General features: G+C 64.5%; 33 protein-coding genes and 1 pseudogene. 20 read left to right on the forward strand and 14 right to left on the reverse strand.

The features are described from left to right. Positions 1-174: 174 nt before the first annotated feature. The 3 genes from DK926_RS22730 to DK926_RS22740 all read right to left on the reverse strand — a co-directional run bounded on the left by DK926_RS22730 (position 175) and on the right by DK926_RS22740 (position 2239). Complete coding sequence (locus DK926_RS22730; RefSeq protein ID WP_080734182.1) at positions 175-843, reverse strand: hypothetical protein; 669 nt, start codon at positions 841-843, stop codon at positions 175-177. Positions 844-924: 81 nt separating this feature from the next. Next, positions 925-1566 carry a hypothetical protein gene (locus tag DK926_RS22735; RefSeq protein ID WP_052057730.1) on the reverse strand — a complete coding sequence of 214 codons (642 nt, stop codon included), beginning with the start codon at positions 1564-1566 and terminating at the stop codon, positions 925-927. A gap of 163 nt (positions 1567-1729) precedes the next feature. Next, a complete protein-coding gene (locus DK926_RS22740; protein WP_052057729.1) occupies positions 1730-2239 on the reverse strand; it encodes a hypothetical protein in 510 nt (169 codons plus the stop codon). A 554-nt stretch (positions 2240-2793) separates the two neighbouring features. Here DK926_RS22740 and DK926_RS22745 point away from each other — a divergent pair. The 6 genes from DK926_RS22745 to DK926_RS22765 all read left to right on the forward strand — a co-directional run bounded on the left by DK926_RS22745 (position 2794) and on the right by DK926_RS22765 (position 5443). Continuing rightward, the gene (locus DK926_RS22745; RefSeq protein WP_037146810.1) at positions 2794-3030 is read left to right on the forward strand and encodes a hypothetical protein; all 237 of its coding nucleotides are present in this window, start codon (positions 2794-2796) and stop codon (positions 3028-3030) included. A gap of 48 nt (positions 3031-3078) precedes the next feature. Then, complete coding sequence (locus tag DK926_RS22750) at positions 3079-3378, forward strand: hypothetical protein (RefSeq protein WP_037146805.1); 300 nt, start codon at positions 3079-3081, stop codon at positions 3376-3378. A 56-nt stretch (positions 3379-3434) separates the two neighbouring features. Next, positions 3435-3764, forward strand: a complete 330-nt coding sequence (locus DK926_RS22755; protein WP_037146804.1) for a hypothetical protein — start codon at positions 3435-3437, stop codon at positions 3762-3764. Next, complete coding sequence (locus DK926_RS26785; RefSeq protein WP_165839653.1) at positions 3764-3934, forward strand: hypothetical protein; 171 nt, start codon at positions 3764-3766, stop codon at positions 3932-3934. The genes DK926_RS22755 and DK926_RS26785 overlap by 1 nt, the downstream gene beginning before the upstream one ends. Before the next feature lie 396 nt (positions 3935-4330). Beyond that, positions 4331-4939: a hypothetical protein gene (locus tag DK926_RS22760; protein ID WP_052058739.1), complete on the forward strand. Its 609-nt coding sequence runs from the start codon at positions 4331-4333 to the stop codon at positions 4937-4939. A 198-nt stretch (positions 4940-5137) separates the two neighbouring features. Then, positions 5138-5443 carry a hypothetical protein gene (locus DK926_RS22765; RefSeq protein ID WP_037154365.1) on the forward strand — a complete coding sequence of 102 codons (306 nt, stop codon included), beginning with the start codon at positions 5138-5140 and terminating at the stop codon, positions 5441-5443. A gap of 305 nt (positions 5444-5748) precedes the next feature. On the opposite strand, the gene DK926_RS22770 is transcribed toward DK926_RS22765, so the two are convergent. Continuing rightward, positions 5749-6969 (reverse strand): cold shock domain-containing protein, encoded by a 1221-nt coding sequence (locus tag DK926_RS22770; RefSeq protein ID WP_114332301.1) that lies wholly within the window; start codon positions 6967-6969, stop codon positions 5749-5751. 206 nt (positions 6970-7175) lie between these two features. Next, complete coding sequence (locus DK926_RS22775) at positions 7176-7514, reverse strand: hypothetical protein (RefSeq protein ID WP_037154359.1); 339 nt, start codon at positions 7512-7514, stop codon at positions 7176-7178. A gap of 248 nt (positions 7515-7762) precedes the next feature. Between DK926_RS22775 and DK926_RS26500 the strand changes: the two genes are divergently transcribed. The 7 genes and pseudogenes from DK926_RS26500 (at position 7763) to DK926_RS26790 (ending at position 11126) form a co-directional block, all read left to right on the forward strand. Beyond that, a complete protein-coding gene (locus DK926_RS26500; protein WP_037154356.1) occupies positions 7763-8101 on the forward strand; it encodes a hypothetical protein in 339 nt (112 codons plus the stop codon). Positions 8102-8685: 584 nt separating this feature from the next. Next, positions 8686-9000 (forward strand): annotated as a pseudogene (locus DK926_RS27265) (ArdC family protein); the annotation flags it as partial. A gap of 166 nt (positions 9001-9166) precedes the next feature. Beyond that, positions 9167-9610, forward strand: coding sequence for an ImmA/IrrE family metallo-endopeptidase (locus DK926_RS27270; RefSeq protein ID WP_347812652.1), 444 nt, complete (start codon positions 9167-9169; stop codon positions 9608-9610). A gap of 369 nt (positions 9611-9979) precedes the next feature. After that, positions 9980-10216 carry a hypothetical protein gene (locus tag DK926_RS22790; RefSeq protein WP_053068851.1) on the forward strand — a complete coding sequence of 79 codons (237 nt, stop codon included), beginning with the start codon at positions 9980-9982 and terminating at the stop codon, positions 10214-10216. 52 nt (positions 10217-10268) lie between these two features. Further along, entirely contained in the window at positions 10269-10568 is a 300-nt protein-coding gene (locus DK926_RS22795; protein WP_048320401.1) for a hypothetical protein, read from the forward strand. Between the two features lie 67 nt (positions 10569-10635). Beyond that, complete coding sequence (locus tag DK926_RS22800) at positions 10636-10965, forward strand: hypothetical protein (RefSeq protein ID WP_094739366.1); 330 nt, start codon at positions 10636-10638, stop codon at positions 10963-10965. Continuing rightward, positions 10962-11126 carry a hypothetical protein gene (locus DK926_RS26790; RefSeq protein ID WP_155288773.1) on the forward strand — a complete coding sequence of 55 codons (165 nt, stop codon included), beginning with the start codon at positions 10962-10964 and terminating at the stop codon, positions 11124-11126. Before DK926_RS22800 ends, DK926_RS26790 begins: the two co-directional genes overlap by 4 nt. A gap of 389 nt (positions 11127-11515) precedes the next feature. Here DK926_RS26790 and DK926_RS22805 read toward each other — a convergent pair whose 3' ends face one another. Continuing rightward, a complete protein-coding gene (locus DK926_RS22805; RefSeq protein ID WP_125833447.1) occupies positions 11516-12295 on the reverse strand; it encodes a hypothetical protein in 780 nt (259 codons plus the stop codon). 532 nt (positions 12296-12827) lie between these two features. Here DK926_RS22805 and DK926_RS22810 point away from each other — a divergent pair. Together DK926_RS22810 and DK926_RS22815 are read left to right on the forward strand one after the other, a co-directional pair. Then, positions 12828-13097 (forward strand): hypothetical protein, encoded by a 270-nt coding sequence (locus DK926_RS22810; protein WP_048320470.1) that lies wholly within the window; start codon positions 12828-12830, stop codon positions 13095-13097. 117 nt (positions 13098-13214) lie between these two features. Next, positions 13215-14939, forward strand: coding sequence for a ParB N-terminal domain-containing protein (locus tag DK926_RS22815; RefSeq protein ID WP_053068872.1), 1725 nt, complete (start codon positions 13215-13217; stop codon positions 14937-14939). 187 nt (positions 14940-15126) lie between these two features. On the opposite strand, the gene DK926_RS22820 is transcribed toward DK926_RS22815, so the two are convergent. Continuing rightward, positions 15127-15495, reverse strand: a complete 369-nt coding sequence (locus DK926_RS22820; protein WP_048320469.1) for an Lsr2 family protein — start codon at positions 15493-15495, stop codon at positions 15127-15129. 88 nt (positions 15496-15583) lie between these two features. Further along, the gene (gene ligD / locus DK926_RS22825) at positions 15584-16510 is read right to left on the reverse strand and encodes a non-homologous end-joining DNA ligase (protein WP_347812654.1); all 927 of its coding nucleotides are present in this window, start codon (positions 16508-16510) and stop codon (positions 15584-15586) included. Between the two features lie 100 nt (positions 16511-16610). On the opposite strand from ligD, the gene DK926_RS22830 reads away from it, so the two are divergent. The 5 genes from DK926_RS22830 (at position 16611) to DK926_RS22850 (ending at position 21654) form a co-directional block, all read left to right on the forward strand. Further along, entirely contained in the window at positions 16611-17768 is a 1158-nt protein-coding gene (locus DK926_RS22830; RefSeq protein ID WP_207890896.1) for a site-specific integrase, read from the forward strand. 3 nt (positions 17769-17771) lie between these two features. Next, positions 17772-18104 (forward strand): helix-turn-helix transcriptional regulator, encoded by a 333-nt coding sequence (locus DK926_RS22835; RefSeq protein ID WP_170945395.1) that lies wholly within the window; start codon positions 17772-17774, stop codon positions 18102-18104. 476 nt (positions 18105-18580) lie between these two features. Beyond that, on the forward strand, positions 18581-19036 hold the full coding sequence (locus tag DK926_RS26505; RefSeq protein ID WP_125833448.1) for a hypothetical protein: 456 nt from the start codon (positions 18581-18583) through the stop codon (positions 19034-19036). A 157-nt stretch (positions 19037-19193) separates the two neighbouring features. Further along, a complete protein-coding gene (locus DK926_RS22845) occupies positions 19194-19424 on the forward strand; it encodes a heavy-metal-associated domain-containing protein (RefSeq protein WP_063216977.1) in 231 nt (76 codons plus the stop codon). 34 nt (positions 19425-19458) lie between these two features. After that, positions 19459-21654: a heavy metal translocating P-type ATPase gene (locus DK926_RS22850; RefSeq protein WP_094653166.1), complete on the forward strand. Its 2196-nt coding sequence runs from the start codon at positions 19459-19461 to the stop codon at positions 21652-21654. 110 nt (positions 21655-21764) lie between these two features. On the opposite strand, the gene DK926_RS22855 is transcribed toward DK926_RS22850, so the two are convergent. The 6 genes from DK926_RS22855 to DK926_RS22880 form a co-directional block, all read right to left on the reverse strand. Continuing rightward, positions 21765-22391: a DUF305 domain-containing protein gene (locus DK926_RS22855; RefSeq protein ID WP_063216979.1), complete on the reverse strand. Its 627-nt coding sequence runs from the start codon at positions 22389-22391 to the stop codon at positions 21765-21767. A gap of 85 nt (positions 22392-22476) precedes the next feature. Beyond that, the gene (locus tag DK926_RS22860) at positions 22477-22905 is read right to left on the reverse strand and encodes a DUF6153 family protein (RefSeq protein ID WP_114332303.1); all 429 of its coding nucleotides are present in this window, start codon (positions 22903-22905) and stop codon (positions 22477-22479) included. 73 nt (positions 22906-22978) lie between these two features. Next, positions 22979-24340, reverse strand: a complete 1362-nt coding sequence (locus DK926_RS22865) for an MBL fold metallo-hydrolase (RefSeq protein ID WP_063216981.1) — start codon at positions 24338-24340, stop codon at positions 22979-22981. A gap of 57 nt (positions 24341-24397) precedes the next feature. Next, positions 24398-24667 carry a metal-sensitive transcriptional regulator gene (locus DK926_RS22870; RefSeq protein WP_032389200.1) on the reverse strand — a complete coding sequence of 90 codons (270 nt, stop codon included), beginning with the start codon at positions 24665-24667 and terminating at the stop codon, positions 24398-24400. A 77-nt stretch (positions 24668-24744) separates the two neighbouring features. Continuing rightward, on the reverse strand, positions 24745-25518 hold the full coding sequence (locus tag DK926_RS22875) for a sulfite exporter TauE/SafE family protein (protein WP_094653282.1): 774 nt from the start codon (positions 25516-25518) through the stop codon (positions 24745-24747). After that, positions 25518-25937 carry a DUF302 domain-containing protein gene (locus DK926_RS22880; RefSeq protein WP_008720026.1) on the reverse strand — a complete coding sequence of 140 codons (420 nt, stop codon included), beginning with the start codon at positions 25935-25937 and terminating at the stop codon, positions 25518-25520. Before DK926_RS22880 ends, DK926_RS22875 begins: the two co-directional genes overlap by 1 nt. Positions 25938-25948: the final 11 nt, after the last annotated feature.

The raw sequence follows: 25948 nt of genomic DNA on the forward strand, positions 1-25948 counted from the left end.
TATGCCGCTTACATCGACGACAACCGCCATCCACGGGGACTCTTCGGCGTTTCGGTCACTGAAGAGGTCGTGGCCCAGCGGAGTCTTCCTGGTCGAGCCGCAGACGCAGGACGCTCCGGTGTCGAATCCTCGAGTGCGAAGGGGCGTGCCGCCACGAAGCCTGCTCGGTCGGAGTCAGGATTGTTCGCGCGCGGCGGCCTGGACAGCACTGGCGAGTCCGGAGAACGAACATTCGACGGGATCGTGCGAGAGCAGACTGCTCAACACAATCGACTTCTGCTCCCCGAACGTGGAGTTGAGGCGCTGGGTGGACATCACGTAGAAGTCCCACTGGTCTAGGTCGAGCGGGTCAGCGGTGGCCCGATCAGTCTGTTTGAAGACGCAAAAGACGTAGACGTCGGCCTGCCGCTTCCGTTGCGCGGCAATTGTGTTCGTCGTCGCGTCCCAGCCGTTCGTTGGCTGGATCCCGAAGCTGATCGTCGACAACCTCTCCTGCTTCCAACTTTGCAGGTACGCAGACGATTTCACCTCGACGCGAATTCCCCCTTCGGTCAGTAGATCAGAAGCATCCCACTCCACTCGGACTCCATCGGCTACGCATCCGAGTGCGAGTCCGACGATGTATTCGGCGAGAACACCGCGTTGGGCGTTCCCGATGAGATCCGAGCACGCCCAACGCCAGAACTGGTGAAGATCCGATCCGATCGACTGCCCCTGCTGCGTGAAGGGCTCGTCGCCACTCTTCGGTGCTGTCACGAGTGAGTCGAAGCGGTTCGTGAGCTCGATCGACGAGCATTCGGCCACGTCGGCCGCATACCGGGTCCCGTGGTGGTCGTGCAGCATCGCACTCGATGGGTCGACATGCCGATGAACTCGAAATCGATGGCCATGAAAATTCTCCCTCGATCGGACAGGTGAACGGAACTAGCTCTTCCGAGGTCTACTCATGTGCCGCCAGATCGAGTGGTCGAGTGCCGACACCGGCATGTCCATTCGCCTCGCAGCGTCGGTCACCAGCCGTGAGACTTCTTCGCTCCCGAGTCTGCGACCCAACGCCTCCACCACGAATCGAGTGACGAGAGTGTCGGCTTTGACGCCGTCGTGGCCGACCAGCATGAGGAAGTAGTCCCACGTCACCGGGCCCAAGCCGCGAGTTCCGCAGTACGCGGCTCGCTGCGCTGCCGAGTCCCGATCGATGTCGGATGCGTGGCGCGCGCCCGACGCTGCGAGCCGGCCGGCAGCAGAGACGATCGCCTCAGCCTTCGGCACACCCCCGGTCTTCTGCTTATTGCCGAGCACCGTCTGAAGCCACTGCGGGTCGGCCTCGCCCAGTACACCGAGGTCGTCCCAACTTTGCCTGCCGGACTCGGCCTTGTACCGCTTGATCGCGCCGCGTACGCCCGTGTCGGCAGAGACTCCGTAGACCGCTCTGATCGACAGGACCGCATCGATCAACGCCAATTCCACATGCCCCGGCCATCCGTCCGGGGCAGCGTGCATCTCAGTGATCTCAGCCGTGAGGTAACCGACGAGCACCTCGACATCGCCTGCGTCCGTCGTCGCCATTTACGGTGGATCCCTTCTGGGTCGATGAGAGCGGACGTTACCGGCCAGCGCCGACCTATTTACACAGATCTCGTCATCGACGCCCACAGTCCGTCGTACGGGCGAGGGTAAGGCAGTCGACACACGTTCCGGTGCCGCCTGCGACAGTCAGGCGGACGTTCGGCTATCCGCGGATGACGATCTCGATGGCGTCGACATCGACGTCGTACGTCTTCGCCAGACCGGCCTTCGCCTGCCGGATCGTCAACGCGGCGACCTCCGTCGTCGGTGCTTGCGTACTCGTGGACTGATCGTCGAATTTCTCGAAATTCGCATCCGCCAGGTCGATTCCCAGATCGTCCAACGTGGTGTACCGCACCGGATTTCGGTCACCCGTCCAGACATCAGGGACGCTGATGTGGGCGTACTCGCTGAACTGAATCTTCCACCGGTCGGGCCTATCGTCCGTCGCGGGAACCAGCCGAGAAATCCGCCCCACCAAAAAAGCGCTCCCATGATCCTCGGTGCCGTCCGCATACGCCTCGACGTTGTGTGCATTCTGCGTGCACACCACGTACTGGCACTTCCTGGCTCGCGCTGCATCCAGTTTCCACGACTGCGACCCACCCTCACCCAGAATCGAGTCGAGGCTCTTGCCGGTGAACACTGCCACTGTGTCTTCGTTGGTTGTCATGCCGAGAACGTAGCAAACTATCCAGCTTCGTGGCACGAACTATAGCTAGTTTTATTAATAGTCTGAAGCATCATGCCTGTTGGAGCACGCAGAAGTATGCCTCACCAGCGAGCCTCGCGGCGCTACCGAGCGTGGTCGGTCCCCGTCGCTCCCGCACAGTTACCCGAAGTGCTCCACAGGTGGAAGGTTGCCATCTGACGACATCGACGAGCGGTCGCGCATTCCGCCTGCCGGCGGTGCCGGCCACCTGCGGTGTCCCCTGAGTGGAGCTCCGCTGCGCTCCGCACCGTAGAAGAGCATCGTTCTTTCGGGCATCTGGCTGCCATCGAGTCTGCGTCACCCGTGCCCGCCTTACCCACCCCTGACTCCGCGATGCTCCGGCCCTGCGGGCGCCGAGAACTTTTCACGAACGCCTCCGGCTGAAAACTTCCCGGCCCAGGGGCAGGACGCCGTTCCCGTGCGCCGCCTACTCTCCCCACGCCAGATGACGGCGAAAGAACGCAGGGGAGGACGCAACACCGACCCGGCACGAGTTCCGAAGGGCAGCAACAGTTATGACCGAGACCACGAACACCGACGCCGTCACCTGCATCGCGGACGGCCCCGACTGCACCGGTGACGTCGAATACCGGGACGCACTGTCCGGGACCGGGGTATCGCATCCGAGGTGCGACAAGCACTGGCAAGGCCGTCTCGACCTCGAGGACGACCTCCGCCGCCGTTACCCGGCCCACGCACCCGCCGACTTCGACCCCACCTACGCAGGCGAGCACTGGGACGAGGACTACTGACCCTGCCCGCTCACCCATCCGAACCGCACCGACCGAGGAGCAGAAGCCATGACCGCCAACGACATCGACGACTACTGGACCACCTACGACAAGGCCCTCGACGCGGCCGCCGAATGTCGGAGCGTCGAATCGCTGATCGACACCCTCAACCGCTACTACCCGCCCTCGTCCGGAGTGGCGTTCTTCCCGAACGGGGCCGACCGAGACCTACTCGGCACACTCACCGACGCCGGACACTTCGCTACCGTCTGGATTCACGCGGACTACCACTTCGCGCTCCGTGACGGCCGCGGAGATGGATTCACCTACATCGAAGGCGACATCGTCCGCGGAACCTCACGCCGGTAGAACACCCGCCCCGGTGCCAGACGGCACCGGGGCACCACCTGGAAGGAACGCCCCTGATGCCCGCTCAAGCATGGGTCACCCTGATCGTCGGCGTCCTCGCCGTCGTCGGCGTCGCCCTGACCGTCCGCCAACGCACCGTGGCCGACAAACGCGCCCAAGCCTGGCAACGGATCACCTGGTGCCTCGAGCGCACCACCAGCGACAACGACACCGAAGCCGAACTCGGATGGGACATCTACGCCACCGTCACCGACTCCGCACTGATCACCCGAACCGAGCAGGACGTCCTGGTCGCGGTCTCCGATCGAGCTGCAGCCCGACGTGCACTGGCGGACCAGGACCAAACCGAGGACACTGACAACCAGAACGATCAGGAGGACCCATGATGACCACCACCGAAAAGCGCACCGACCGCCCCGCCGAGCGTCCCCGAGTCGCCGCCGCAGCAGCCCGCGCCTCGATCGCGCTCCGCGAACGCACCGGCCGAGAGGTGCCGCAGTGGCTCCGTGACACCGCCGAAGGGCGCCCGACCACCCCACCCGCCGAGCTGACCTGACACAGGCACCAGCCGCAGACCGATAAGGCCCGCACCCGACACAGGGTGCGGGCCTTATCCGTTGCGCAATAAGGGCTCAGCGGCTCGCGTGGGGCCGGGCCACCCTGCGGGCGTCCACCGCATCGAACTCCGCTGCGCTCCGTCCTGTGAAAAGAATTCTTGTTTTCCCTTCTGGCCTTCCGATTTTGACCGGCGGTGACCTCCGCGCAACCGCCGGCGTCCGCTGCGCTCCCGGCCCGAAGGGCTCCGGAAACTTTTCACAGACGCCTCCGGCTGAAAACTTTCCGGCCCGACCATTGCACTCCGGCCCCCTCATGCCGGTCCAACTCTCCTCTGCCAGAACGGCAAAAAAATTGGCGGGCCGCGAGGTCGCCACGTTGAGTAGGGGAGCGCGAGATGCCGAAGACTACCGCCCAGAAAGCCCACAGCAGCACCGACACCGACAACTACGGCGCAGTGGTCACCCACACGACCGCCACCATCGTCGGACGCCAGAACGCCGTGGTCAACGTCCACGCCGCCGCCACCGACGACGCCCAGATGATCGTCACCATGGGCCGCCTGATGATGACCTTCCGCTCCGCCGCCGCCGTCCACGCGTTCATCGCCGGACTGGCCGACGCCCGCACCCTCATCGGCCGCATCGACAACCAGGCACCCCAGCCCGGGGGACCGGGCGACGACTACGCCCGCGCCGCCATGTCCGTCGTCTGGATCGCGCCACCGGAAACCGCCGTCACCCCACGCGAGCAGTACGTACCCGCACGTCGACGCACCATGCACTGGGTCGAGGTCCACATGGGACCGGTCACCTGGCGCATCATCGACCGCCTCGGCTACGTCACCATGCTCGACGAGCTCCGAAACGTCCACCGCATGGCCGTCGCGATCTTCACCGACGGCGACCAGTACCTCAGCGACCCCACCACCCTCACCGACGCATTCGACGACGCCGAACGCGAACACCAGGAAGACATGGCCGCACCCTGGCGACGACGCCTCTGACCCCGGCGCACGGACGCGGCCCCGGACCCGACACGGGCTCCGGGGCCGAGTCGTATCCATCCACAGGGAAACTCTCTATCCCCAGATTCCGGAAAATGCCTGCGCATCGCGGACCTCGCTGGCGCTCGGTACGCGATGCTGGAAGAACCCCCGCACCCGCAGGTCGCCCGGCTCACCCACCGAAGGAACACGACACCGATGATCACCTGGACCGTCACCACCCGCCCCGACCGACGACCCGAAACCATCACCGCCGCAGGAGCAGAACCCAGCCTCGACGCGGCGAAACGAGCTGCCGCCGACGCCGTCCGCTACGCCCTCCTCGACGCCCAGGCCCACGCCGATGCCAGCCCCACCAACACCCCACCGACCTACCTCGTCACCATCGACGGAGCCTGCGCCCTCATCGTCAGCCTCGGAGCCTGCCGACCCGCCAACTACACCGGCGTCCTCGACAACCTCGAACACTTCGACGGCACCGCCACCCACCTGCTCTACCTCTAGAACCGTGCGGCCGCGGACCCCGCTAAAGTCGTTGCAAGAGAACCATTTCTGTCGGTACCCGCTGCCATGCTTGTGGCATGCGAATCAGAACCGTCGACGGCCCTCCGCTTCCAGCGGAAGTCGCAGCACATACTGCGCGAATCCTTGCCCTTGTGGACCTGTGTACAACCGTCAATGTTCAAGACAGACACCGGAAGCAGGACCACGGGACGGCGAACATGGTTCGTGGCTATCTCAAGACCGACACAGAGATGCGGTCCGCTTCGCCGGTGGGCGAAACGGACCGCATCTCCATGTGAAGCAATCTATGCAACGGCAAGGTCACCTTCGCCGAGCTTGCCGACGTTGATGGCCCGCGCACGAGTGCCGCTGGCGTCGAGAGCGACCTGGAACCCTACTTCGTCGCCGGCCTTGAGGGCCGTACGGAGTGCCGCGTCGACCACCATGTGAAACCGAAGCTCTCGCCCGTGGTCGTCCGCGACCGCGATGAAGCCGAACGGCTTCTCGGCATGAACGAACGACACTCGGCCTTCGGCCTCTTGCCCGACCAAGACCACGCTGAAGGCTCGCCGGGACTTCCCCGCCTCGGCGGCATCGGCGGGAAGGAACACAACTCGAGTTCCGGTTCTCAGATGCTCGGCATCCTCGCCGTAGAGAAGTGCTCGACTCGAGACGTGGAAGTCCTCCCCGTCGTGGCCGGTGACGAATCCGTACCCACGGTCCGACATCCACACCTTCGTCGTCCCGATCAACTGATCGCTCCCTGTAGAGGATCGGGCCGCCGCCGGGCTCGGTGATCCTGGAGGCGGCGGCGTCGGCGCGGACGAGATCTCGGTGACGACGGACGAGCGGACGCCGAAACGGCCCTTCGACCAGAGCAGCTCGAAGTAGGGCACTGGTTCGGGGATCCCCTTGAGCTGCACACTCTGCTTGTCGCCCAGGTAGTCGTCAGGAGTGCGGCTCAGCATGTCTCCGAGCGGTGAGGTCACCAGAGTCATGTTGGCAGCGTTGACGGTGTGAGGATCCACGAACAGTGCTTGCGCGGAGGCGGCGGAGCACAGTCGTGCCGAACGGTCGCACACCGACGATAGATGGTCGACGTTCCCGCCATGCTTCGGCCGAAACCGGAATGCAGGTCCGGTCGCGATGCCGGCTCGGACCTGAAAATCGATCTCGCCCATCGGTTGGCCACCGGCAGTGGCCCCCAGCTTCTCGAATTCGTGAAGCATTGCCATTGCCAGGTTGATGACCTCGCCGGCATGCATGCTGTCGGCCGTGATGTGAAGACCATCGCCGGAGAACTTCTCGACGAACTTGAACGGCGCTGCGTCGAGGTGCTTCGACCAGACGTCGTACATCTTCATGAACTCGGTGTTCGAGGACATGATCGATTTCGAGTATCGCTGCGAAGTCGAATCGATCATGTCCATCGACAACGTGGTGATGGAGCAGTTGGTCCCGGTACTAGCGGCATCTCGCGGCCCCGGGATGTCGGGGCCGTCGATAGCGACGTAATTGGAATTCATAGCCGTCTCCCTGTGTCGCGCCCCTACCTCGCTGGATGCGGGGTTCACTGGCGTGAGACGAAAGTATCGCAGAACCACGGAGTTGGCAATGCTGAGATGCTGAGTATCTGCGTTTTGGCTGAGAAGGCCAACTATGTGCTGGACAGCAAGAAGGGGAACGGCCGACGTCGGCCGTTCCCCTTCTTGCTGTAGTCGAATCGGTGGGGTTAGGTCTTGGTCTTCTTTGCTGTTTGGCCCGGTGTCTTCTCGGTGACGGAGCTGGTTGCGGATGCTTCCGTGGTGTCCACGGTTTCGACCGCGTCACTTTTCGGCGGCGATGCCATGCGTTTGCTACTCATCTGCTTTGCAGCGTTGAGCAACCGCTCCTTCTCTTTCTCGATCGCGGCGGTGATTTCGGCCGGGTCGAGCATCAGCTCAAGGCCGTCGATGATGAGCTTCCTCGCCATCTCTGCGGCGGTCGTGTTGTGCAACTTCGCCATTCCCGCCAGAACCTCGTGGTCGGCAGGTTCTAACCGGACCGAGAATGCAGTCGTTGTAGTTGCCATCCCCTCTCCCTAGAATCTCTCGTCGCGAAGCCGAACCGCTCCTGAGTGGTAGGCGATCGACGGCGGCGATGTCGAGAATGCAGTGTCCACGGTTCTCTCCTATTGATTCGATGATGGCAGGTGCAATCGCACCAGCCGCTCGCGTGTAGATGCCTAGATGCTATCAGCATCTCGACTGCTCACGTTCTTAGGAATACTAAAGATTCTCGGTGGTATTGTTGAGGAACTGATTCTGAAAGGTACTCGCTATGAGCGATGAGCAAGAGCCCCGATCACGTCATGTAGTAGAGCTCTACGGTGCCAACGCGCCCCGGATCGATGGAAAGGTCCTCTGCAGCAGGAAACTGATCAAAGAGATAGCACTGTTCGAGATAGTCAACGAGATGTTCCTCGGGGCGGTCCGTGCCACCGCCGACACCATCGACACCGTCGACACCATCGACAAAATGTCCCAGTTCGCCGATGGCGCAGACCGGAAACTCGAAGTGGTGGATGTGATGCCTGATCAACGCGAGAGTCTCGACATTCTCCTTCAATTCCGAGACGACGACGATGACCCTCTGATCGGCAGAGACCCAGTTCCGTAGCCAACGTCCTCCCACTGAACAGCACTTATTGACTCATAGCAGCAGCTTCCGTCTACGGCCCCCGGTACATACCGGGGGCCGCTTGTTTTGCATCCCCACGAGTGGCCGCCCCGTGCCGAAGCCCCTGAGAAGGCAGGTGCTACCGCGGCACCGAGTGTGGCCGGCCTCCGTCGCTCCCGCACAGTCACCGCGCCAGCTCCACAGGTGGGAGGTGGCCACCCCGCCGACACCGACGAGCGAGCGTTCTCGCCTGCCCGGCGGTGCCGGCCGCCCTGCGGGCGTCCCCCGAACCGAACTCCGCTGCGCTCCGCACCGTCGAAAGACATCGATTTCTTGTCGCACATCTGGCTCCCGGCGATACTGCATCACCCGTGCCCGCCGCCTCAACCCCTCGCTCCGCTGCGCTACGGCCGAAGGCTCCGAACACTTTTCGTCCCGTACTCGCTGCGCTCCCACGAAAACTGTCCGGCCGCGGGGTTGCCCCGTCGTTCCCGTGCGCTGCTGTCTCTCCTCACGCCAGATGACGGCGACAAGAAATTGGCACAGCAGGCCGGGGGACCGGTCACGAGGGAGAGGGGCCAGTCATGGCATCACGGACCAAGACCAGCGCAGCGGACAAGGCCGAAGCACGCCGCGAGCTGGCGGCATCACTGCACGCCTCGATCACCGACAAGGTAGCCGAGCTGACCAGCTCCGACACGTGGCGCGCGTACCTCGATCACGTGGCCTCGTTCCACTCCTACAGCTTCAATAACGTCCTGCTGATCCTCGCCCAGAAGCCGGAGGCGACACAGGTCGCCGGATTCCGTGCCTGGCAGCAGCGCGGGCGGCAGGTTCGCAAGGGCGAGAAGGCGATCCGGATCTACGGCTACAGCTCCCGCACCATCACCGAGACCGACCCCGACACCGGCGACGAAGAAACCCGCAAGGTGCCCACCTTCCCGATTCTGTCGGTGTTCGACCACTCCCAAACCGACCCGATCGAGGGACACCCAGCCCGAGGAAATCACCCGGCTCCTCACCGGCGCCGATCCGGACGCGATCTACGACCGCGTAGCGGCGGTCATGACCGGCCGAGGATGGACCGTCACCCGCGAAGCGATCACCAGCAGCGCGAACGGCTACACCACCACCGACGGCTCCCACCGGATCGTCGTCGACGCCGCCCTCGAACCCGCAGCAGCCGCAAAAACGATGATCCACGAGGCCGCGCACGCGATCATGCACGCACCCGACCTCATCGGCCCCGAAGCCCGAAAGGACCTGCACCGGGGCCGGATGGAAGTCGAAGCCGAATCCGTCGCCTACGTCCTGGCCGGGATGCTCGGACTCGACACCAGCGCCTACAGCGTCGGCTACATCGCCGGATGGGCCGCAGGAGACCTCGAGCAGGTCACCGCCACCGCGAAAGCAGTACTGACCGCCGTCCACGAGCTGGCCGACGCCCTCGACCCGGCCGCCGCCGAGTCGGACGACGGCGAGGACACCGGGACCGGGCAAGCCGCATAGGTGCACAGGGAGGTTCGCCGGCCGAAATGTTCCGGCCGGCGGATCAGGCCACCTGCGGTGTCCACCGAATCGAGCTCCGCTGCGCTCCGCACTCGAAAGAGCACAGACGTTTTTTCACAGCGGTTCTGGCTCCCGGCGAGCATTCATCACCCGTGCCCGCCGCCTCAACCCCTCGCTCCGCTGCGCTACGACCGAAGGTTCCGAACACTTTTCGTCCCGTGCTCGCTGCGCTCCCACGAAAACTGTCCGGCCGAGGGGTTGCCCCGTCGTTCCCGTGCGCTGCCTTCTCTCCTCACGCCAGAAACGGCGAAAAAACGTGGGGGAGGACGCAAGACCGACCCGGCACCGTTCCGAAGGGCAGCAACAGTTATGACCGAGACCACGAACACCGAGACCGTTACCTGCATCGCGGACGGACCCGACTGCACCGGCGACGTCGAATACCGGGACGCACTGTCCGGAACCGGAGTAGCGCACCCGAGATGCGACAAGCACTGGCAAGACCGGCTCGGCCTCGAGGACGACCTCCGACGCCGCTACCCGGCCCACGCACCCGCCGACTTCGACCCCACCTACGCAGGCGAGCACTGGGACGAGGACTACTGACCAGGCCCGCTCACCACACCCCAACCGATCGACCAACCGAGGAGCACAAGCCATGACCGCCAGCAACCACGACGACTACTGGACCACCTACGACAAGGCCCTCGACGCGGCCGCAGAATGCCGAAGCGTCGAAACGCTGATCGACACCCTGAACCGCTACTACCCGCCCTCGTCCGGAGTCGCGTTCTTCCCCAACGGAGCCGACCGAGACCTACTCGGCACACTCACCGACGCCGGACACTTCGATACCGTCTGGGTCCACGCGGACTACCACTTCGCGCTCCGTGACGGCCGCGGAGACGGGTTCACCTACATCGAAGGCGACATCGTCCGCGGAACCTCACGATTGTGACCACCCGCCCCGGTGTCTGACGGCACCGGGGCAACCAACCTCGCACCACCTGGAAGGAACGCCCCTGATGCCCGCTCAAGCCTGGGTCACCCTGTTCGTCGGCGTCCTCGCCGTCGTCGGCGTCGCCCTGACCGTCCGCCAACGCACCGTCGCCGACAAACGCGCCCAAGCCTGGCAACGGATCACCTGGTGCCTCGAACGCACCACCAGCGACAACGAAGCCGAAGCCGCACTGGGCTGGGACATCTACACACCGGTGACCGACTCGCCGCTCATCACCCGAACCGAACGAGACGTCCTGCGCGCCGTCGCGACCCGGGCATTGTGGCGAGCACTGGCGTCACCGGCACAAACCGAGGACACTGACAACCAGAACGAGCAGGAGGACCCACGATGACCACCACCGAGAAGCGCACCACCGCAGCCCGACCACAGGTCGCACGGGCCGCAGCACGGGCATCGGTCGCACTGTACGAACGCGACGGCCTCGAGGTACCCCAGTGGATCCGCGACGCCGCCGAAGGGCGCCCGACCACCCCACCAGCCGAACAGCCCTGACACAGGCCCACAGCCTGCAGACCGAAAGGCCCGCACCCCGACACCGGGTGCGGGCCTTCTCCATTGCCTGGGATCAGGAAAACGTGAGGGAGCAGGATCGGGCCACCCTGCGGGCGTCCAACCGAATCGAACTCCGCTGCGCTCCGCACTGCTACACCCCGACCCGCAGCGCAGACAGGCCGCCCGTGCACGTGCGGTTCGGACTTCAACCCGTTGCAGCGCAACACAATCTGTCGGTACCCGATGCCACACTCGAAGCCATGCGAATCCGAACCATCGACGGACCACCACTACCCGCCGAAATCGCCGAACAGGCGGCCCGAGCAATCGTCCTCACCGCCCTGCAAACAATCGACCAAGCACGCAATGAGCCAGCCGATCGGGGTCGATCAAGCACCACCTGTAGGCCGGTCCACTGACTCCAATGCGTCCGCGAGAACCTCGACGGCCCTATCGCGATCGTCGAGAGCCGCGACAGCCCTCGCCGTCAGATCGTTGAATGCGGTATCGAATTCGCTGATCGCAGAATCCGCAAAATTACGTAGTGCCGCGCCCTGCAGCCGCATTCGAACTGCCTGCTCAAGCTTTTCCCGAGCCAGTCTCATCGCCCCGTGGACTGGGCTCAGCGGCATTCGAGTCGGGTCGTAGCCAGCAAGACGCAACTCAGACAAGAAGTTGTTCTCGCTGTTGCTCGCCGCTATGACATCGACCAGATACGAGTCGACCAAAGCCCAACTACCCTCCGGATCGACAACCGCGGGTCGCGGTATTGCTCTCTTGGTCCGCCCCACAGCACGGGCGAACTCCGCATAGAACGCCAGCATCCGGGCAAACAATGCACTGTCCCGATCGCGCACGTTCCGTGCATTTACCAGACGCTGCTCCGCCACCCACTGATCACGCTTGAGCTGCAACTCATCCCGCGCCTGCTCCTTCTGAACCTTAATCTGCTCGTTGAACTTCGCCCGCTCGGTCCTCATGTTCTCCCGCTGACCATGAAACGCGATATAGGCCGCAGTGATCAGAAACGGCCCAGCGACCAACCCCGCGATCAACGTCGCCTGCGGCTGAGTCAAATCCCACTCCATCAACGGACCCCACACAGTTCCTCCCACGATCAACACAACAGGGCCACCGAACATCAGCGCCACACCACGAACCCACTTCATGACTCGGCATCATGCCTTGCCCCGACATCGCCCATGTTGGTCTGTCAACATTCCGCGCCGCTGACCACCGAATTCAGCCCAGTGCTGCCGCGACACCGAGCGGGGCCGGCCTCCGTCGCTCCCGCACAATCACGCCGCGATTTCCACAGGTGGAGGTGGCCACGCCGCCGGCGTCGACCGGTAGTCGTGCATTCCGCCTGTCGGCGGTGCCGGCCACCCTGCGGGCGTCCCCTGAATCGAGCTCCGCTTCGCTCCGCACCGTGGAAGAGCGAAGACGTTTTTTCACTCCGGTTCTGGCTACCGGCGAGCATCCATCACCCGTGCCCACCGGCTCAACCCCTCGCTCCGCTGCGCTACGGCCAAGGCTCCGAACACTTTTCGTCCCGTAGTCGCTGCGCTCCCACGAAAACTGTCCGGCCGAGGGGTTGCCCCGTCGTTCCCGTGCGCTGGTTTCTCTCCTCACGCCAGAAACGGCGAAAAAACGTGGCAGGGCAACAGGGTCCGGCCACCAGTTGAGAAGGGACGTAGCGACATGCACGACACCATCACAGGACCGAGGACGGTGGGACTGCACACGGCGATCATGGCCGCGATCGGTCAGGTACCGGCGCAGGTCAAGGCCCACGCACTCGCGCAGGTCACCGCCTACACCGAGCAGGTCAACCGAGCCGCAGCGGACGCGAACTCGACCACCCCGATGCGCACCTCGAGCGGGCCGCGTTCTGGGCATGCACCGCCCGCGAAAACGGAGCCAGTGAGGCCGAAATCCACGCCGCACGGCTCGCAGGCCACCACCAGGTAGCCACCGCTCAGCAGTAACCCCCAGGCCCGTACAGGGCCCGGAAAACAAGAAAACACCGGACAGTGCCTACCTGCCCGGTGTCTCCAACCGAAGAATCTACCAGGGAGAGACACCACCATGACCGCAAGCATCGAAATCGCCACCGCCGCAACCGAAGCCCCCACGACCGGCACCATGCCGGTCGTGGGGGCGGGCGAGGAGTTCGCCCGCCTGCACCCCACCGCCCTCGAGGTCGGCCCCAACGTCCGCGACGAGGTCGACACCGATTCGGACGAGTTCCGCGCCGTCGTCGCTTCCATCACCGAACACGGTGTGCTGCTGCCGATCCTGGCGCGCCGCGACGAGGACCGCATCGTGGTCATCGACGGCCAGGTCCGCACCCTGGCTGCGATCGAAGCCGGGGTCGACAGTGTGCCGGTGGTTATCCGGCCGACTGCTAGCAAGGCCAAGGACCGCGAAATCGAACGCCTCACGCAGCAGGTGAGCACCAACGATCGCCGCATCGCGCTCACCGACGGTCAACGCGCGAAGGCCGTGACCGCGATGTTCGAGCTGGGTCTGTCGGCTACCAAGATCGCCAAGACGATGCAGTACGACAATCGGGAGACCGCCAAAGCCGCAGGGACAGCGGGTCGCTCGCAGACAGCTCGCGAGGCGCTCGACACCGGGCAGCTCGACCTCGAGCAGGCGGCAGTGGTCGCGGTGTTCGACGCCGACGGCGACACCGAGGCGGTCGAGGAACTGCTCGACGCCGGATCACGGTTCCGCTCCGTCGCGCAGGAGTTGATCGCGGACCGCGCCGAGCGCAAGGCCCGCGCCGAAGCCGGTACCCCGTACGCGGACAAGGGCCTGACCGTCCTGGCAGACGAGCCGTTCTACGACAGCCCCTACGTCGCTGCTGAGGACTTGGTGACCGCAGGCGGAGACCCGATCACCGACGCCGTCATCGACGGCGCAGCCGAGCACTGGGCGGTGTGGCTGACTGCCGATGAGCAGATCACCCTCACCGCCAGCGGCGAGGTGATCGAGTCCGAGTCGATCGACTGGGCGACCGAAGGAGCCCCGAAAGCCGCCGCCGCAGAGGGCTACCACCACCACAAGGACGTCACCGTCGCCCAGGTGTGGATTCCGGAGTACTTCACCGCCGACCCCGACGCGGCCGGTGTGAAACTGGGGCCGATCCTCGCCGCAGCGTCGAGTGAACCCGACGCGTCCGACGACCAGGCCGTAGTCGAGAGGAAGGCACGCGAGAAGAAGGCAGCGCAGGCAGCGCTCGCGGCCAAGGAAGCCGAGAAGGCCACTCGGCGGCGCACCGTCGCACTGAACAAGGCCAGCGCCGCCGCGACGATCGTCCGCAAGGAATGGCTGACGAAGTTCCTCACCCGCAAGACCCTGCCGAAGGGGGCAGGGAAGTGGATCACCGAATCCCTCGTCGACGAGCCGGGACTGTTGACCGAGAACAAAGCGCCGCAGTACCTCACGGAGCTGCTCGGTGTCACCGTGCCTGTCGACACCAGCCCCAGCGCCGGGTACCCCGGTGTCGCGGACAAGGCCGCGCGTCGAGCGCTCGCCGCCACGATCGACAAGACGCCCAGCGAGACCCGCGCGCAGGTGATCCTGCTCGCGCAGATCCTCGCCGCTTACGAAGCACGAGTGAGCGGCAAGGGCAACGACTCGTGGCGTCGTACGTCCTGGGGTAACCAGGACAATTACCTGGGCTTCCTCGACCAGCACGGCCACGTGCTGACCGTGGTCGAGCAGGCCGCAGCCGGAATGCTCACCCCCGAGCAGGCGTACGACGCCCTCACCGCGCCCAGTGAGGACAACGCCGCCGACCAGTAACGGAGTAGGGGTGGCGGGCACATTCGGTGCCCGCCACCCCTCATCCATCGCCGGACAGTATCGGCCCCACAGCGCAGGTGGGGAAGCGTCCCCGGCCCGGGTCGAGGGGGCTGCCGCCGCCCTCGAGCTCCCCCGCTCGACGCCCCACCACCGGACTGCTCACGACGGGCAGGCGGCTCACGAGAGGTCAGTGCGCGGCGTTGTAGGCCTCTTCGATGGCGGCGGGGATGCGGCCGCGATCGTTGATCTCGTAGCCTTCGTCGGCGGCCCACTGCCGGATCGCGCGTGTCTGCGCCGGGTCACGGGTGGCCGGTGTCCCGGTTTTAGCGGGCGTCGTCGCGCCGGCGGGGGAGGGCTTACGCTTGCGGCCACCGACCCGAGTGGAATGCTCGATGTAGTAGTCGAGCTTTCTGTGAAAATCGTTGGCGTTCTTTGCTTTCAGGTCGATCACGTACTCGACGCCGTTGACCGCGAATTCGATGGTCTCGCCGGATTCGTCGTCGATGACTGACCCGTCGATATCGTCCACCAATTGGGTTGTCACTCGTTTGGCCACAGCCGGAAAACCTTTCGATCACACGCAATGTCAGGGACTCGGGTACCGGCCAGCGTAACCAACGAATGTGGCGATGAGCTGCACCCTTTCATGTCACGACATCATGGGGTGCGATGTCGGATCGGATTCCTTTGAATGCGGGATGCCGTAAACGTCCCGTTGCCGATTGTTCGCGGTATTCCACGGTCGCCACCAATTCCGGTGTCACCCAGGACACTCCGACTGCGTCGGTGCGCGGAACCGGACCGTGCAGCGCACTGCCGGTACGGGTGCGCTCGGTGAGCGCGCTCCGCAGCTCTCGGCGCATCTGATCGGTGAAACCCGTTCCTACACGGCCGATGTAGACCAACTCGCCCGCCTCGTCGTACGCTCCGAGGAGCAGAGCCGCCAGTGTCCCACCGGCGCGGCCGCCCGTTGGAACCCATCCGCAGATCACGCCTTCGCGTGTGTTCCGGATAGGTACCTTGATCCACGACGGCGACCGGATCCCCGATCGGTACACCGACTCCGCTTTCTTCGCCACGACCCCCTCGATGCCGTTGTCGGCGGCAATGCCCATCAACGTCTCGCCGTCGATTCCCGTCATGGTCGGCGGCACCTGTACCCGACGCCCGTCGGCCACGCCGAGGCCCTCGAGCAGCGCACGGCGCTGCGTGTAGGGCAGCGTCCGGACCGATTCGCCGTCGACGTCGAGGACATCGAACACGAAATACGTCACCGGGGTCGACCGCAGCAACGCCGCCGACGGCCGCGCGACATGCATTCGGCGTTGCAGCAGCCCGAAATCGGGCCGACCGCCCGAATCCAGTGCCACCAACTCGCCGTCCAGGGTCACCGATCGACCCGCCGTTGTGTCCGCCAACGCCGCCGCCACGTCCGGGAACGAGGCGGAGATGTCGTTTCCGTTGCGCGAGAACAGCTTCACCCGCGATGTGCCGTCGACAACGCTGACCCCGCGTTGGCCACTGGAGTCCGCGCGGGTTTGATCGGCTGCCAGGAACCGGTGTGAGCCCAGGGTTCCTGGTCAGAGCAACGATTCTTCTTCATTCCGTGGTCGCTCAAATTTCATCAGTTACTCGTGGATTCTGCGAGTTCCTCGCATAAGTTCACTGTTCGTGTCAGATTTCGCTACTCGTCGGCAGCAGCGCATCGCTGCCGACGGCGCATCGAGTGCCGCGGGGGTCGGCAGCGGGGAACTTGCGGACGTCGAATCGCTGCAGCGGCTGGCGTCGGCGTCGGGGGACGACGAACACGACTTCTTCCGTAACACGCTGGTCGAATACGGATGGGCCAGAGATGTGGCGGGTCTGAGCCCCGCGACGCTGCAGAGAATCATGTATCCCGTGATCGAGATATGCGATTACTTCGATTGCGTGCCATGGCGATTGACCCAGCAGCAGTTCGATCAGTACTTCGCCGGTCCCGGCAAACGCAGTCACGCGACCATCCGGAAAAAGACAGTTCAGATCGACAACTACTACCGATTCCTCGAGCACCGCTACGCTGGCGAGCTGCTCCGAGCGTTCGGCGTCGGTGTCGAGTCACCGGTCGACCCGTTCAACCGGCCGAGGCACAGGGGTGATTTCGCGCTGCGGATTCCTCCCACTCGACGAGCGATGACAGCGTTCTTTGCCGACTGGAGAGACGCCCTGCCACGCTCTCGCAAGTACCACGTGAGCGCACGCGACTACACCATGGCGAAGATTGCGTACTTGTCCGGTGTGCGGGCGTCGGAGCTGTGTGCGGTGAAGATCGGCGACATCCATTGGGAAGCGGGACAGTGGGGCCGCTTCGTCGTCGTGGGTAAGGGTGCCCGCGGATCGGGTCCACGCGAACGGCAAGCTTTTCTCTTCGAAGAGGGGAGAGAGCTGCTGTGGTGGTATCTCGAGCAGGTCCGGGGCGAGTTCTGCGACGACCCGACCGACGCGGGCGCACCGTTGTGGCCATCGGAACGCTTGCCGACCGCCGTCGCGGCGCTCAACCTCGCCGTTGCACCCGCCATTCAACCCTCGACATTTCGCCGCAATCTCAAAGCTGCATCGCACCATCACCTCAACGGCCCGGTGCGCGAGCTCTACCCCCATCTGTTGCGTCATGCCTGCGCTACCCACAACTACCAACGAGGAATGCCCTTGTGGGATGTGCAGAAGATGCTCGGTCACGAATGGGCAAGCACCACTGTGGGCTATCTGGCGTCGGCAGGAGCCGACCCGGAACGGTCCGTCATCGAGTCGACACAACGCGCCGTGCGGCGCTTGAGTACGGAGAATTAGAAGATGAAATGGAATTTGCGCATGGTTGCGGCGCAACGCGACATCTGGCGTCCGACGCAGCTGCTCAAAGCATTCGAGCAGGTCGACTTCCATCCGTCATTGAGCAAGACTGCGGCCCTGTGGTCTTCGGCGCCGATCACGATCCGACTCGATGACCTGGACAAGATCTGTGCGGCGTTGAACTGCACTGTCGGTGATCTGATGCTGGCGGAAGCTGTTCACGACGCGGATCTCGACGCAGCTCCAGCACGCGCAATCGGCGATCGGTCGGGCCCTGCCGCACCCACTGCCGGGGCCCGGAAGCGCGGAGCCCGCCGCGTTCCACCTCCCAACTGATGTCGGGACGAAACCCTGCCGATGGGGTGGCGGCACGCAATGCCGCCCGGCACACCGAGCGCACGATACGGATGATCGAGCAGACACCCGCGCAGTTCCGTGACGACGTGCAGGCGTGGGTCACTGCGCTGGGCGGCCGCGGTCGACGTAAATCCAGACCGTTGACGGCAGTGACGATTGCCCTCTATCTCAATTTCGCGCTACCGGTCTTGCAGGAATGGGCTGAGACACACCAAAGTCTGCGATCTGTCGATACTGTCGACATCGAGCGCGCTCTCAGCCGTCACTCAGGGCAGTCGAGACATAACGTGCACACGGCCCTGAGGTCGCTCTTTCGCGGACTCAAACGCGAACGTCGCATCTTCGCCGACCCTGCCCGAGAGGTCGCTGGTCGGTACACCCGCAGGATCCTCAGACCGTTACGATCCGATCGCGTACATGGGCTCTTCGATCAGCTGACCAGGCCCGATGACCGGGTGATTCTGGCGCTCGTCGCGGTCCACGCGCTGACGATCGAAGAGGTCATCGGCTTCCGACTCGACCATCTCGACCGTTCGGCAGGACGAGCAACCGTCACCCGGCCACACACCCGCCACACGTTCTGGTTGGACGAGTTCACCGCCGAGGTGCTCCGCGACTGGCTGATCTACCGTCAGCGTCGGTGGCCGACGAGCACGAATCCGTACTTGCTGATTACCCGGGTGACTGCGCCTACCGCGCTGCCGGGCAGTCGCCACTACATCACCCGCCCATTCCGTGACCTCGGCATCACCGCCCGCGAACTGCGTGTCGATCGCATCCTCGACGAGGCCGCCCACAGCGGCGACCCGGTTGCCCTGATGACCGTGTTCGGTATCGGCACCACCACAGCGGTGCGCTATGTCAGGACCGCGCACCCTGGCCGATTCGACGTAGACCCCACTGCACCCTGACTCGATTCGAAGTTCAGCCAACGGACCGGTCGTCGCCGCAGGTTCGTAAACCGCTCGACGCAGCCAACGGCCTTCCGAAACATACGGGGAGGGGGTATGGTCTGACACGTTAGCCAGATACCCCTAGGGGGTATAGAGACAGTCGGAGGAGCGCGACATGATCACCACGCACTACAAAGTCACGGGCATGACCTGCGGCCACTGCGAAGCGTCGGTCCGGGAAGAAGTCGGTGCTGTGGTCGGGGTCGACACGGTCGAAGCATCAGCGTCGGCAGGAACGCTGACGGTGACGAGCATCGGCGAGCCCGACCACGCCCGGGTCATTGCCGCCGTTCGCGATGCCGGATACGCAGCCGAACCGCAAACCGCAGATTCGCCTACCGCGTAACCGCTGAAGTCGTTGCAGGAAGAGGTATTTCGCGATGAACAACCACACGCATTCTGACGTCGGAACGGCTAAGAGAGCTGGCGCGCAGTCGGGGCACGACACGTCCGAACGCAGCGCAGGCCACACCGGACACGGCGAGCACTCCGAACACGGAGGACACACAGGGCATACCGGGCACGGTGGCCATGCCGGTCACGGCGATCACGTCGGTCACGGCGATCACGTCGGCATGTTCCGTCGTCTGTTCTGGATCATGCTGGTCCTCGCCGTTCCGGTGATCGTGGCATCGAACATGTTTGCGATGCTTCTCGGATACTCACTGCCGGACGCGTCGTGGATCGCCTGGGTCTCGCCGACGCTCGGCACCGTGATGTACGCCTGGGGCGGATCTCCCTTCCTCACCGGCGCAGTCAGCGAAATCCGTTCCCGTGCACCGGGAATGATGCTGCTCATCGCCCTCGCGATCACCGTCGCATTCATTGCGTCGATGGGCGCGAGCCTCGGCCTGCTCGATCATCAGCTCGACTTCTGGTGGGAACTGGCGCTGCTGATCGTGATCATGCTGCTCGGGCACTGGATCGAAATGCGATCCCTCGCGCAGACCACCTCCGCTCTGGACTCACTGGCGGCGCTGCTCCCGGACACCGCCGAACGCGTCGACGGCGACGATGTGGTGCCGGTGTCCCCGGCCGAGCTGCAGCGCGGTGATGTCGTCGTCGTGCGCCCCGGCGGCCGAGTACCGGCGGACGGCACCATCGTCTCCGGATCGGCGAGCATGGACGAGTCCATGATCACCGGCGAATCACGCACCGTCCGCCGCAGCGACGGCGACCAAGTTGTCGCCGGCACGGTAGCCACCGACTCCGGTCTGCGCGTCCAGGTCACCGCAGTCGGGGAGGACACCGCCCTCGCAGGCATCGGCCGCTTGGTCGCCGACGCCCAGAACTCGACCTCGCGCGCTCAGCGCATCGCCGACACGGCCGCCGGTTGGCTGTTCTGGTTCGCTCTCGGTGCCGCGATCATCACCGCCGCTGTGTGGACTCTGGTCGGGATGCCCGACGACGCCGTCATCCGCACCATCACCGTGCTGGTCATCGCCTGCCCCCACGCCCTCGGACTCGCGATCCCGCTGGTGGTCTCCATCGCCACCGAACGCGCAGCCCGCGGCGGTGTCCTGGTCAAGGACCGGCTCGCACTCGAAACAATGCGCACGGTGGACACCGTGCTCTTCGACAAGACCGGCACCCTCACCAAGGGTGAACCCACCGTCACCGCAATCGAGGTGACAGACGGGCGCACCGCCGACGAGGTCCTCGCTTTGGCCGCTGCCGCAGAAGCCGACTCTGAACATCCCCTCGCCCGTGCCATCGTCGGCGCCGCACGCGCGCGGAACCTGACCGTCCCGGCTGCAGCCGGTTTTCAGTCGTCTCCCGCTGTCGGGGTCGCTGCGGACGTCGACGGCACCCGCATTCAGGTCGGCGGGCCCGCGCTGCTCGAGCAGGAAAACGGATCCGAACTCGCTGTCGCCGACCGGTGGCGCGGCGACGGGGCGATCATCCTGCACGTCCTGGCCGACGGTGCTGTGATCGGTGCCCTTGCGCTCGCCGACGAGATCCGGCCCGAATCACGCACTGCGGTAGACGCGTTGCATGCGCGCGGAATCGCGGTGGTGATGATCACCGGTGATGCCGAAGCCGTCGCGAAGTCCGTCGCCACCGAGCTCGGTGTGGACCGCTACTTCGCGGGGGTGAAACCGGAAGACAAGTCCCACAACGTTGCTGAACTTCAACAGGAAGGGCGCACCGTGGCGATGGTCGGTGACGGAGTCAACGACGCACCGGCTCTCGCGCAGGCCGATGTCGGTATCGCTATCGGCGCGGGTACCGACGTTGCTATCGCGTCGGCCGGAGTGATCCTCGCCAGCGACGACCCGAGGTCGGTGTTGTCGGTGATCGAACTCTCGCGCGCCTCGTACCGGAAGATGAAGCAAAACCTCTGGTGGGCAGCGGGATACAACCTCATCTCAGTCCCACTTGCGGCAGGAGTGCTCGCGCCGGTCGGGTTCGTGCTGCCCATGTCGATCGGCGCGATCCTGATGTCGCTGTCGACGATCATCGTCGCCGCGAACGCGCAGTTACTGCGTCGACTCGACCTCACACCCGACACCATCACCGGAGCGGTGAACGACGGGATTTCCAATGCTCCGTCGCAGCGTGAACCGGCACTGTAGGAGTTGATCTCGTCTCGGGAGTACAGCCCTGACAACTGTGGAACACGCTGATGGGCCGCACCCTCTCCGCCGGAGAGGATGCGGCCCATCGTTTCGGGAAGCGGACCAGGTCAGCCGAGCAGTCGCTGCATGGTGTCGATCTCCTGCTGTTGAGTCGCGACGATGGTGCGGGCCATCTCCAGGGCGTCAGGATTGGAACCGTCCGCTATTTCGGTGTTGGCCATCTCGATGGCACCGGTGTGGTGGGCGATCATCATCGTCAACCACTGGCGGTCGAATTCCGGTCCCGACGCTACCATCAACGCGTCCATGTCCTGAGCGGTCATCATGCCGCTGCCGGAGCTGTGGTCCATCCCGCCCATGTCACCCATGTCCATGTCGGGCATGGGCTGGCCCCACTCGGTCAGCCATGCCGTCATCTGGTCCATCTCGGGCTGTTGCGCGGCGGCGATCGCCGATGCCAGCGACAGGACCTCCGGGTTGTCGGTGCGGCCGTCCGCCAAGTCGGCCATCTCCACTGCTTGCGCGTGATGCGGGTACATCATCTGCGCGAACATCACGTCGGCATCGTTGAACTGCGCCGTCGAGCTCGCCGGCGCGGACGATGCCGGCGTCGAGGACATCGATCCCATCGAATGGCCATCCATCGACGAATCCGCCCCGTTGTCGCTACAGCCGACGACGAGGAACGCGCTCGCGGCGGCAGCAGCGATCGAGGCAATGACTTTGGTACGCATGAGGAAACTCCTTGTAAGAGTGAGTAGTACAGAGGATTCGATGTCGTTCGATCCGCCGACAGACACGCGTCTGACGGGCTCCCTGTCACACTCGCAAGGTCACCGATCTGTCCAACTCCCACAACGTCCACGGCGGCGCACGCCCCCACTCAGAGTCGGTGCGCCCAACGATCCGGTTAAGCAGCGTCGGTACCGGGTCGATGGCTGCGCTCGTCACCGGGACCGTCAGCGCGGGCCACGACGCTGTCGTACCCACACAGGGATGCATCATCTGGTACCCCGACGGGCAGTCATGTTCCCCGGTCATCACCGGAACCGACACCGAGTCGGCCATGTGAGACGGCGCTGCGAACGAGGCACGGCCGCCGCTCATCGACATGGACATCGAGCCGGTCACAGGCATCGACATCGGTGTCACCGAATGCATCAACAGCACACCGAACACCGTCAGTGCAATCAGTAAAGCTGCCGTCGGAGCTGTGCCCCGTCGACCGTGCCGATTCACTGAGGGCATGCGGCCGATGATACCAACATATACCCCCTGGGGGTACGCCTGTCTCGTCGCGTTCGGTCGTCGAAGCATTTCGTCATGTCTTCGAGGTGTCGAGTCCGAGATCTGTTGCGCGGTTGTAGTCGTCGTCGATGAGCACCACGCTGCGATGTTCCCGGTCGAGTAGTGAGGCCGCGATCGAGGCGCGATAGCCGGAGGCGCAGTGCACCCACACTTTGCCGTCGGGGACTTCTGCGAGTCGGTGCGGCAGTTCGTGAAGGGGGATATTCACCGCACCGGGGATGTGGCCGTCCGCGTACTCGGACTGTTGACGTGTGTCGAGCACAGTGATGTCGGAGTCGGTTGCGGCAAGTCCGGCGAAGTCGGACACCTCGTAGGACCGCACGTGGCCGTCGCCGGCGAGTGAGTGAATCTCACCGACAGCCGAACCGGAGGGGCGGTCGATGCCGATGCGCGCCAACTCTCGAGTGGCATCGTCGATTTGGTCGGAGGTGTCACCGATCAATGTCAGCGGCGCACCCCACTGGTAGAGCCATCCGAGATAGGTCACGAACGTCGTCGACAGCTCGAAACCGAGGGAGCCGTCGAGATGTCCAGCAGCGAAGGCGGTTCGTGCGCGGAGGTCGACGACCCACTGGCCATCGTCGATGCGCCTGCGTAGTTCGTCGGGATCGACAGGCTCCGGGGTGGACAGATCGATCGGGGCCGGACCTTCGGTGTTGATGACGCCCATGTGGGCGTAGTACGCGGGGTAGGCCGACAATCCTGCGATCAACTCGTCGACGTAGGTTTGTTCGTCCTGGGTCAGCGCGGGATTGGACTGTTGCTGTTCACCGATGGTCGACGAGTCGCCGCTGGTGGGGGTCGCGGAGCAGAAGCTACCGAATCCGTGGGTGGGGTAGACCTCGACGTCGGCGGGGAGTTCGGCGGCGATTCGACGGACCGAGTGGAACTGGGCATGGGTGAGCTCGTCGGTGTGTTCGGAGCCGAGTAGGTCGGTGCGGCCGGTGGATCCGTAGAGCATCGAGCCGCCGGTGAAGATCGCGATCGGTTCGTCTCCGAGTTGCAGTACGTAGCTGACGTGATGATGTGTATGGCCCGGGGTGTGCATGACCTGAAACGTCGCCGATCCCGCGTCGACGACATCGCCGTCCCCCACTGCCCGTCGCTCGAATTCGACCGGGTCACCCTCGGGCACAACGTATTCGGCTCCGGTAGCGCGTGCGAGTTCGAGGCCGCCGGTGACGTAGTCGTTGTGGATGTGGGTTTCGAGTACGTGGGTGATCGCGGCGTTCTTCTCCGCGGCCAGTGCCAGGACGCGGTCGATGTCACGTTGGGGATCGATCACGACGGCGATGCCGTCGTGGCTGATCAGGTAGCTGCGGTCGCCGAGGCTCGACGTTTCGATGATGGCGATGTCTGGATCGGTAGCGCTCACGGGGTACTCCTACGGTGTCGTCGGGTCGGCCTCGTTTCTGACGTGAAACGTCCTCGTTCAGGCCAGTGCGAGGAAGAGTTTTTCCAGTTCTGCTTCGGTCATGGGTTCTTTGTTGTCGGCGGTGTCGCCGGTCATGCATTCGCGGAGGCCGGTGGCGACGATCTTGAATCCGGCTTTGTCGAGGGCGCGGGAGACGGCGGCGAGTTGGGTGACGACGTCTTTGCAGTCACGTCCGTTCTCGATCATGCCGATCACTCCGGCGAGTTGGCCGTGTGCGCGGCGCAGCCGGTTGAGTACCAATGCGATGCTGTCTTCGTCGCCGACCATTGCGGTCTCCTGAGGGTGTGAGGGTGGTAGTGGTTTCAGATTACCCCTGGGGGCATCGGGTCGGTGTGTGCGTTCGGTCATGAAAGAACGAGGGTGTCGACAAGTACGTAGCCCGCGACGGCGAACACCAGGTAGGCGAACCACGTGCGCAGCTTGTCGGTATCAATGCGTGTGCTCAGTCGCCCGGCGACCAGCGAGCCTGCAATCGTAGCACCGGCGAACGCGGCTGTCAGTGCCCAGTTCCCGCCGAGCCCGTCGGCCTGAGCGATCAGTCCGGCGGCGGAGTTTGCGACGATGACCACCAGCGACGTTCCGACAGCGACACCCATCTCGATTCCCAGCAACAGCACCAGAGCGGGGATGATCAGAAATCCTCCGCCGACGCCGAACAGTCCGGTGAGGACACCGACCCCGAACCCTGTCGGTATGGACCGTGGTGCGCATCGCCGCCAGTCGATCCCGGAATCCCCTGTCTTGCATGCAGTTCCGACATCGTCGGCGCTGCGCAGCATCCGCGCCCCGGCAATGATCATGACGATTGCGAAGCCGATCATCACGGCCGCCTCGGGCAGATGTCTGCCCAGGGCGCTGCCGACCACGGTGCCGACAATGCCGGTGGCCGCGAAGATCGCCGCCAGCCGCCACTCGACGAGCCGCGCCCGCACCTTGGGGATGGCCCCGGTCGCAGAGGCGACACCGATCACCAGCAACGATGTCGGTATCGCCTCCGACAGGTCCATTCCGAGGGCGTAGACGAGAACCGGGACCGCGAGAATCGACCCGCCGCCTCCGAGGAGACCGAGCAGGATGCCGACGGCGACGCCGAGGACCAGTGCCAGTGCCAGGGTCATCAGCTGTGGGCTGTGTCCTGGCCACCGAGTGCGTCGATGGCGGCCTGGAGCTTGGTGGTGGCCTCGGCCGCGACATCGGAGAGGGCGGGTTCTCCGGTCGCTTGGACCATGATGTCGGGGTTCATCGCTTCGACGATCACCGATCCGGATGTGGCGGTGTCGGCGCGGACGACGACATTGCACGGCAGCAGCAAGCCGATCTGGCGCATGACTCCGACGGCGCGGTGCGCGAGGGTGGGATTGCAGGCACCGAGGATCAGATACTGCTCCATGTCTTCGCCGAGTTTGGCCTTCAACGTGGCCTGCATGTCGATTTCGGTGAGAACACCGAAGCCTTGGTCGGACAGGGCTGATTTGACGGAGTCGACTGCGGTGTCGAAGTCGGTGTCGGTCAGAGTGGTCGAGAGTGCGATGTTCATGAGGGAAATTC

Origin of the sequence: Rhodococcus sp. Eu-32, from assembly GCF_003336925.1 — a bacterium.
Taxonomy (GTDB): domain Bacteria; phylum Actinomycetota; class Actinomycetes; order Mycobacteriales; family Mycobacteriaceae; genus Rhodococcoides; species Rhodococcoides kyotonensis_B.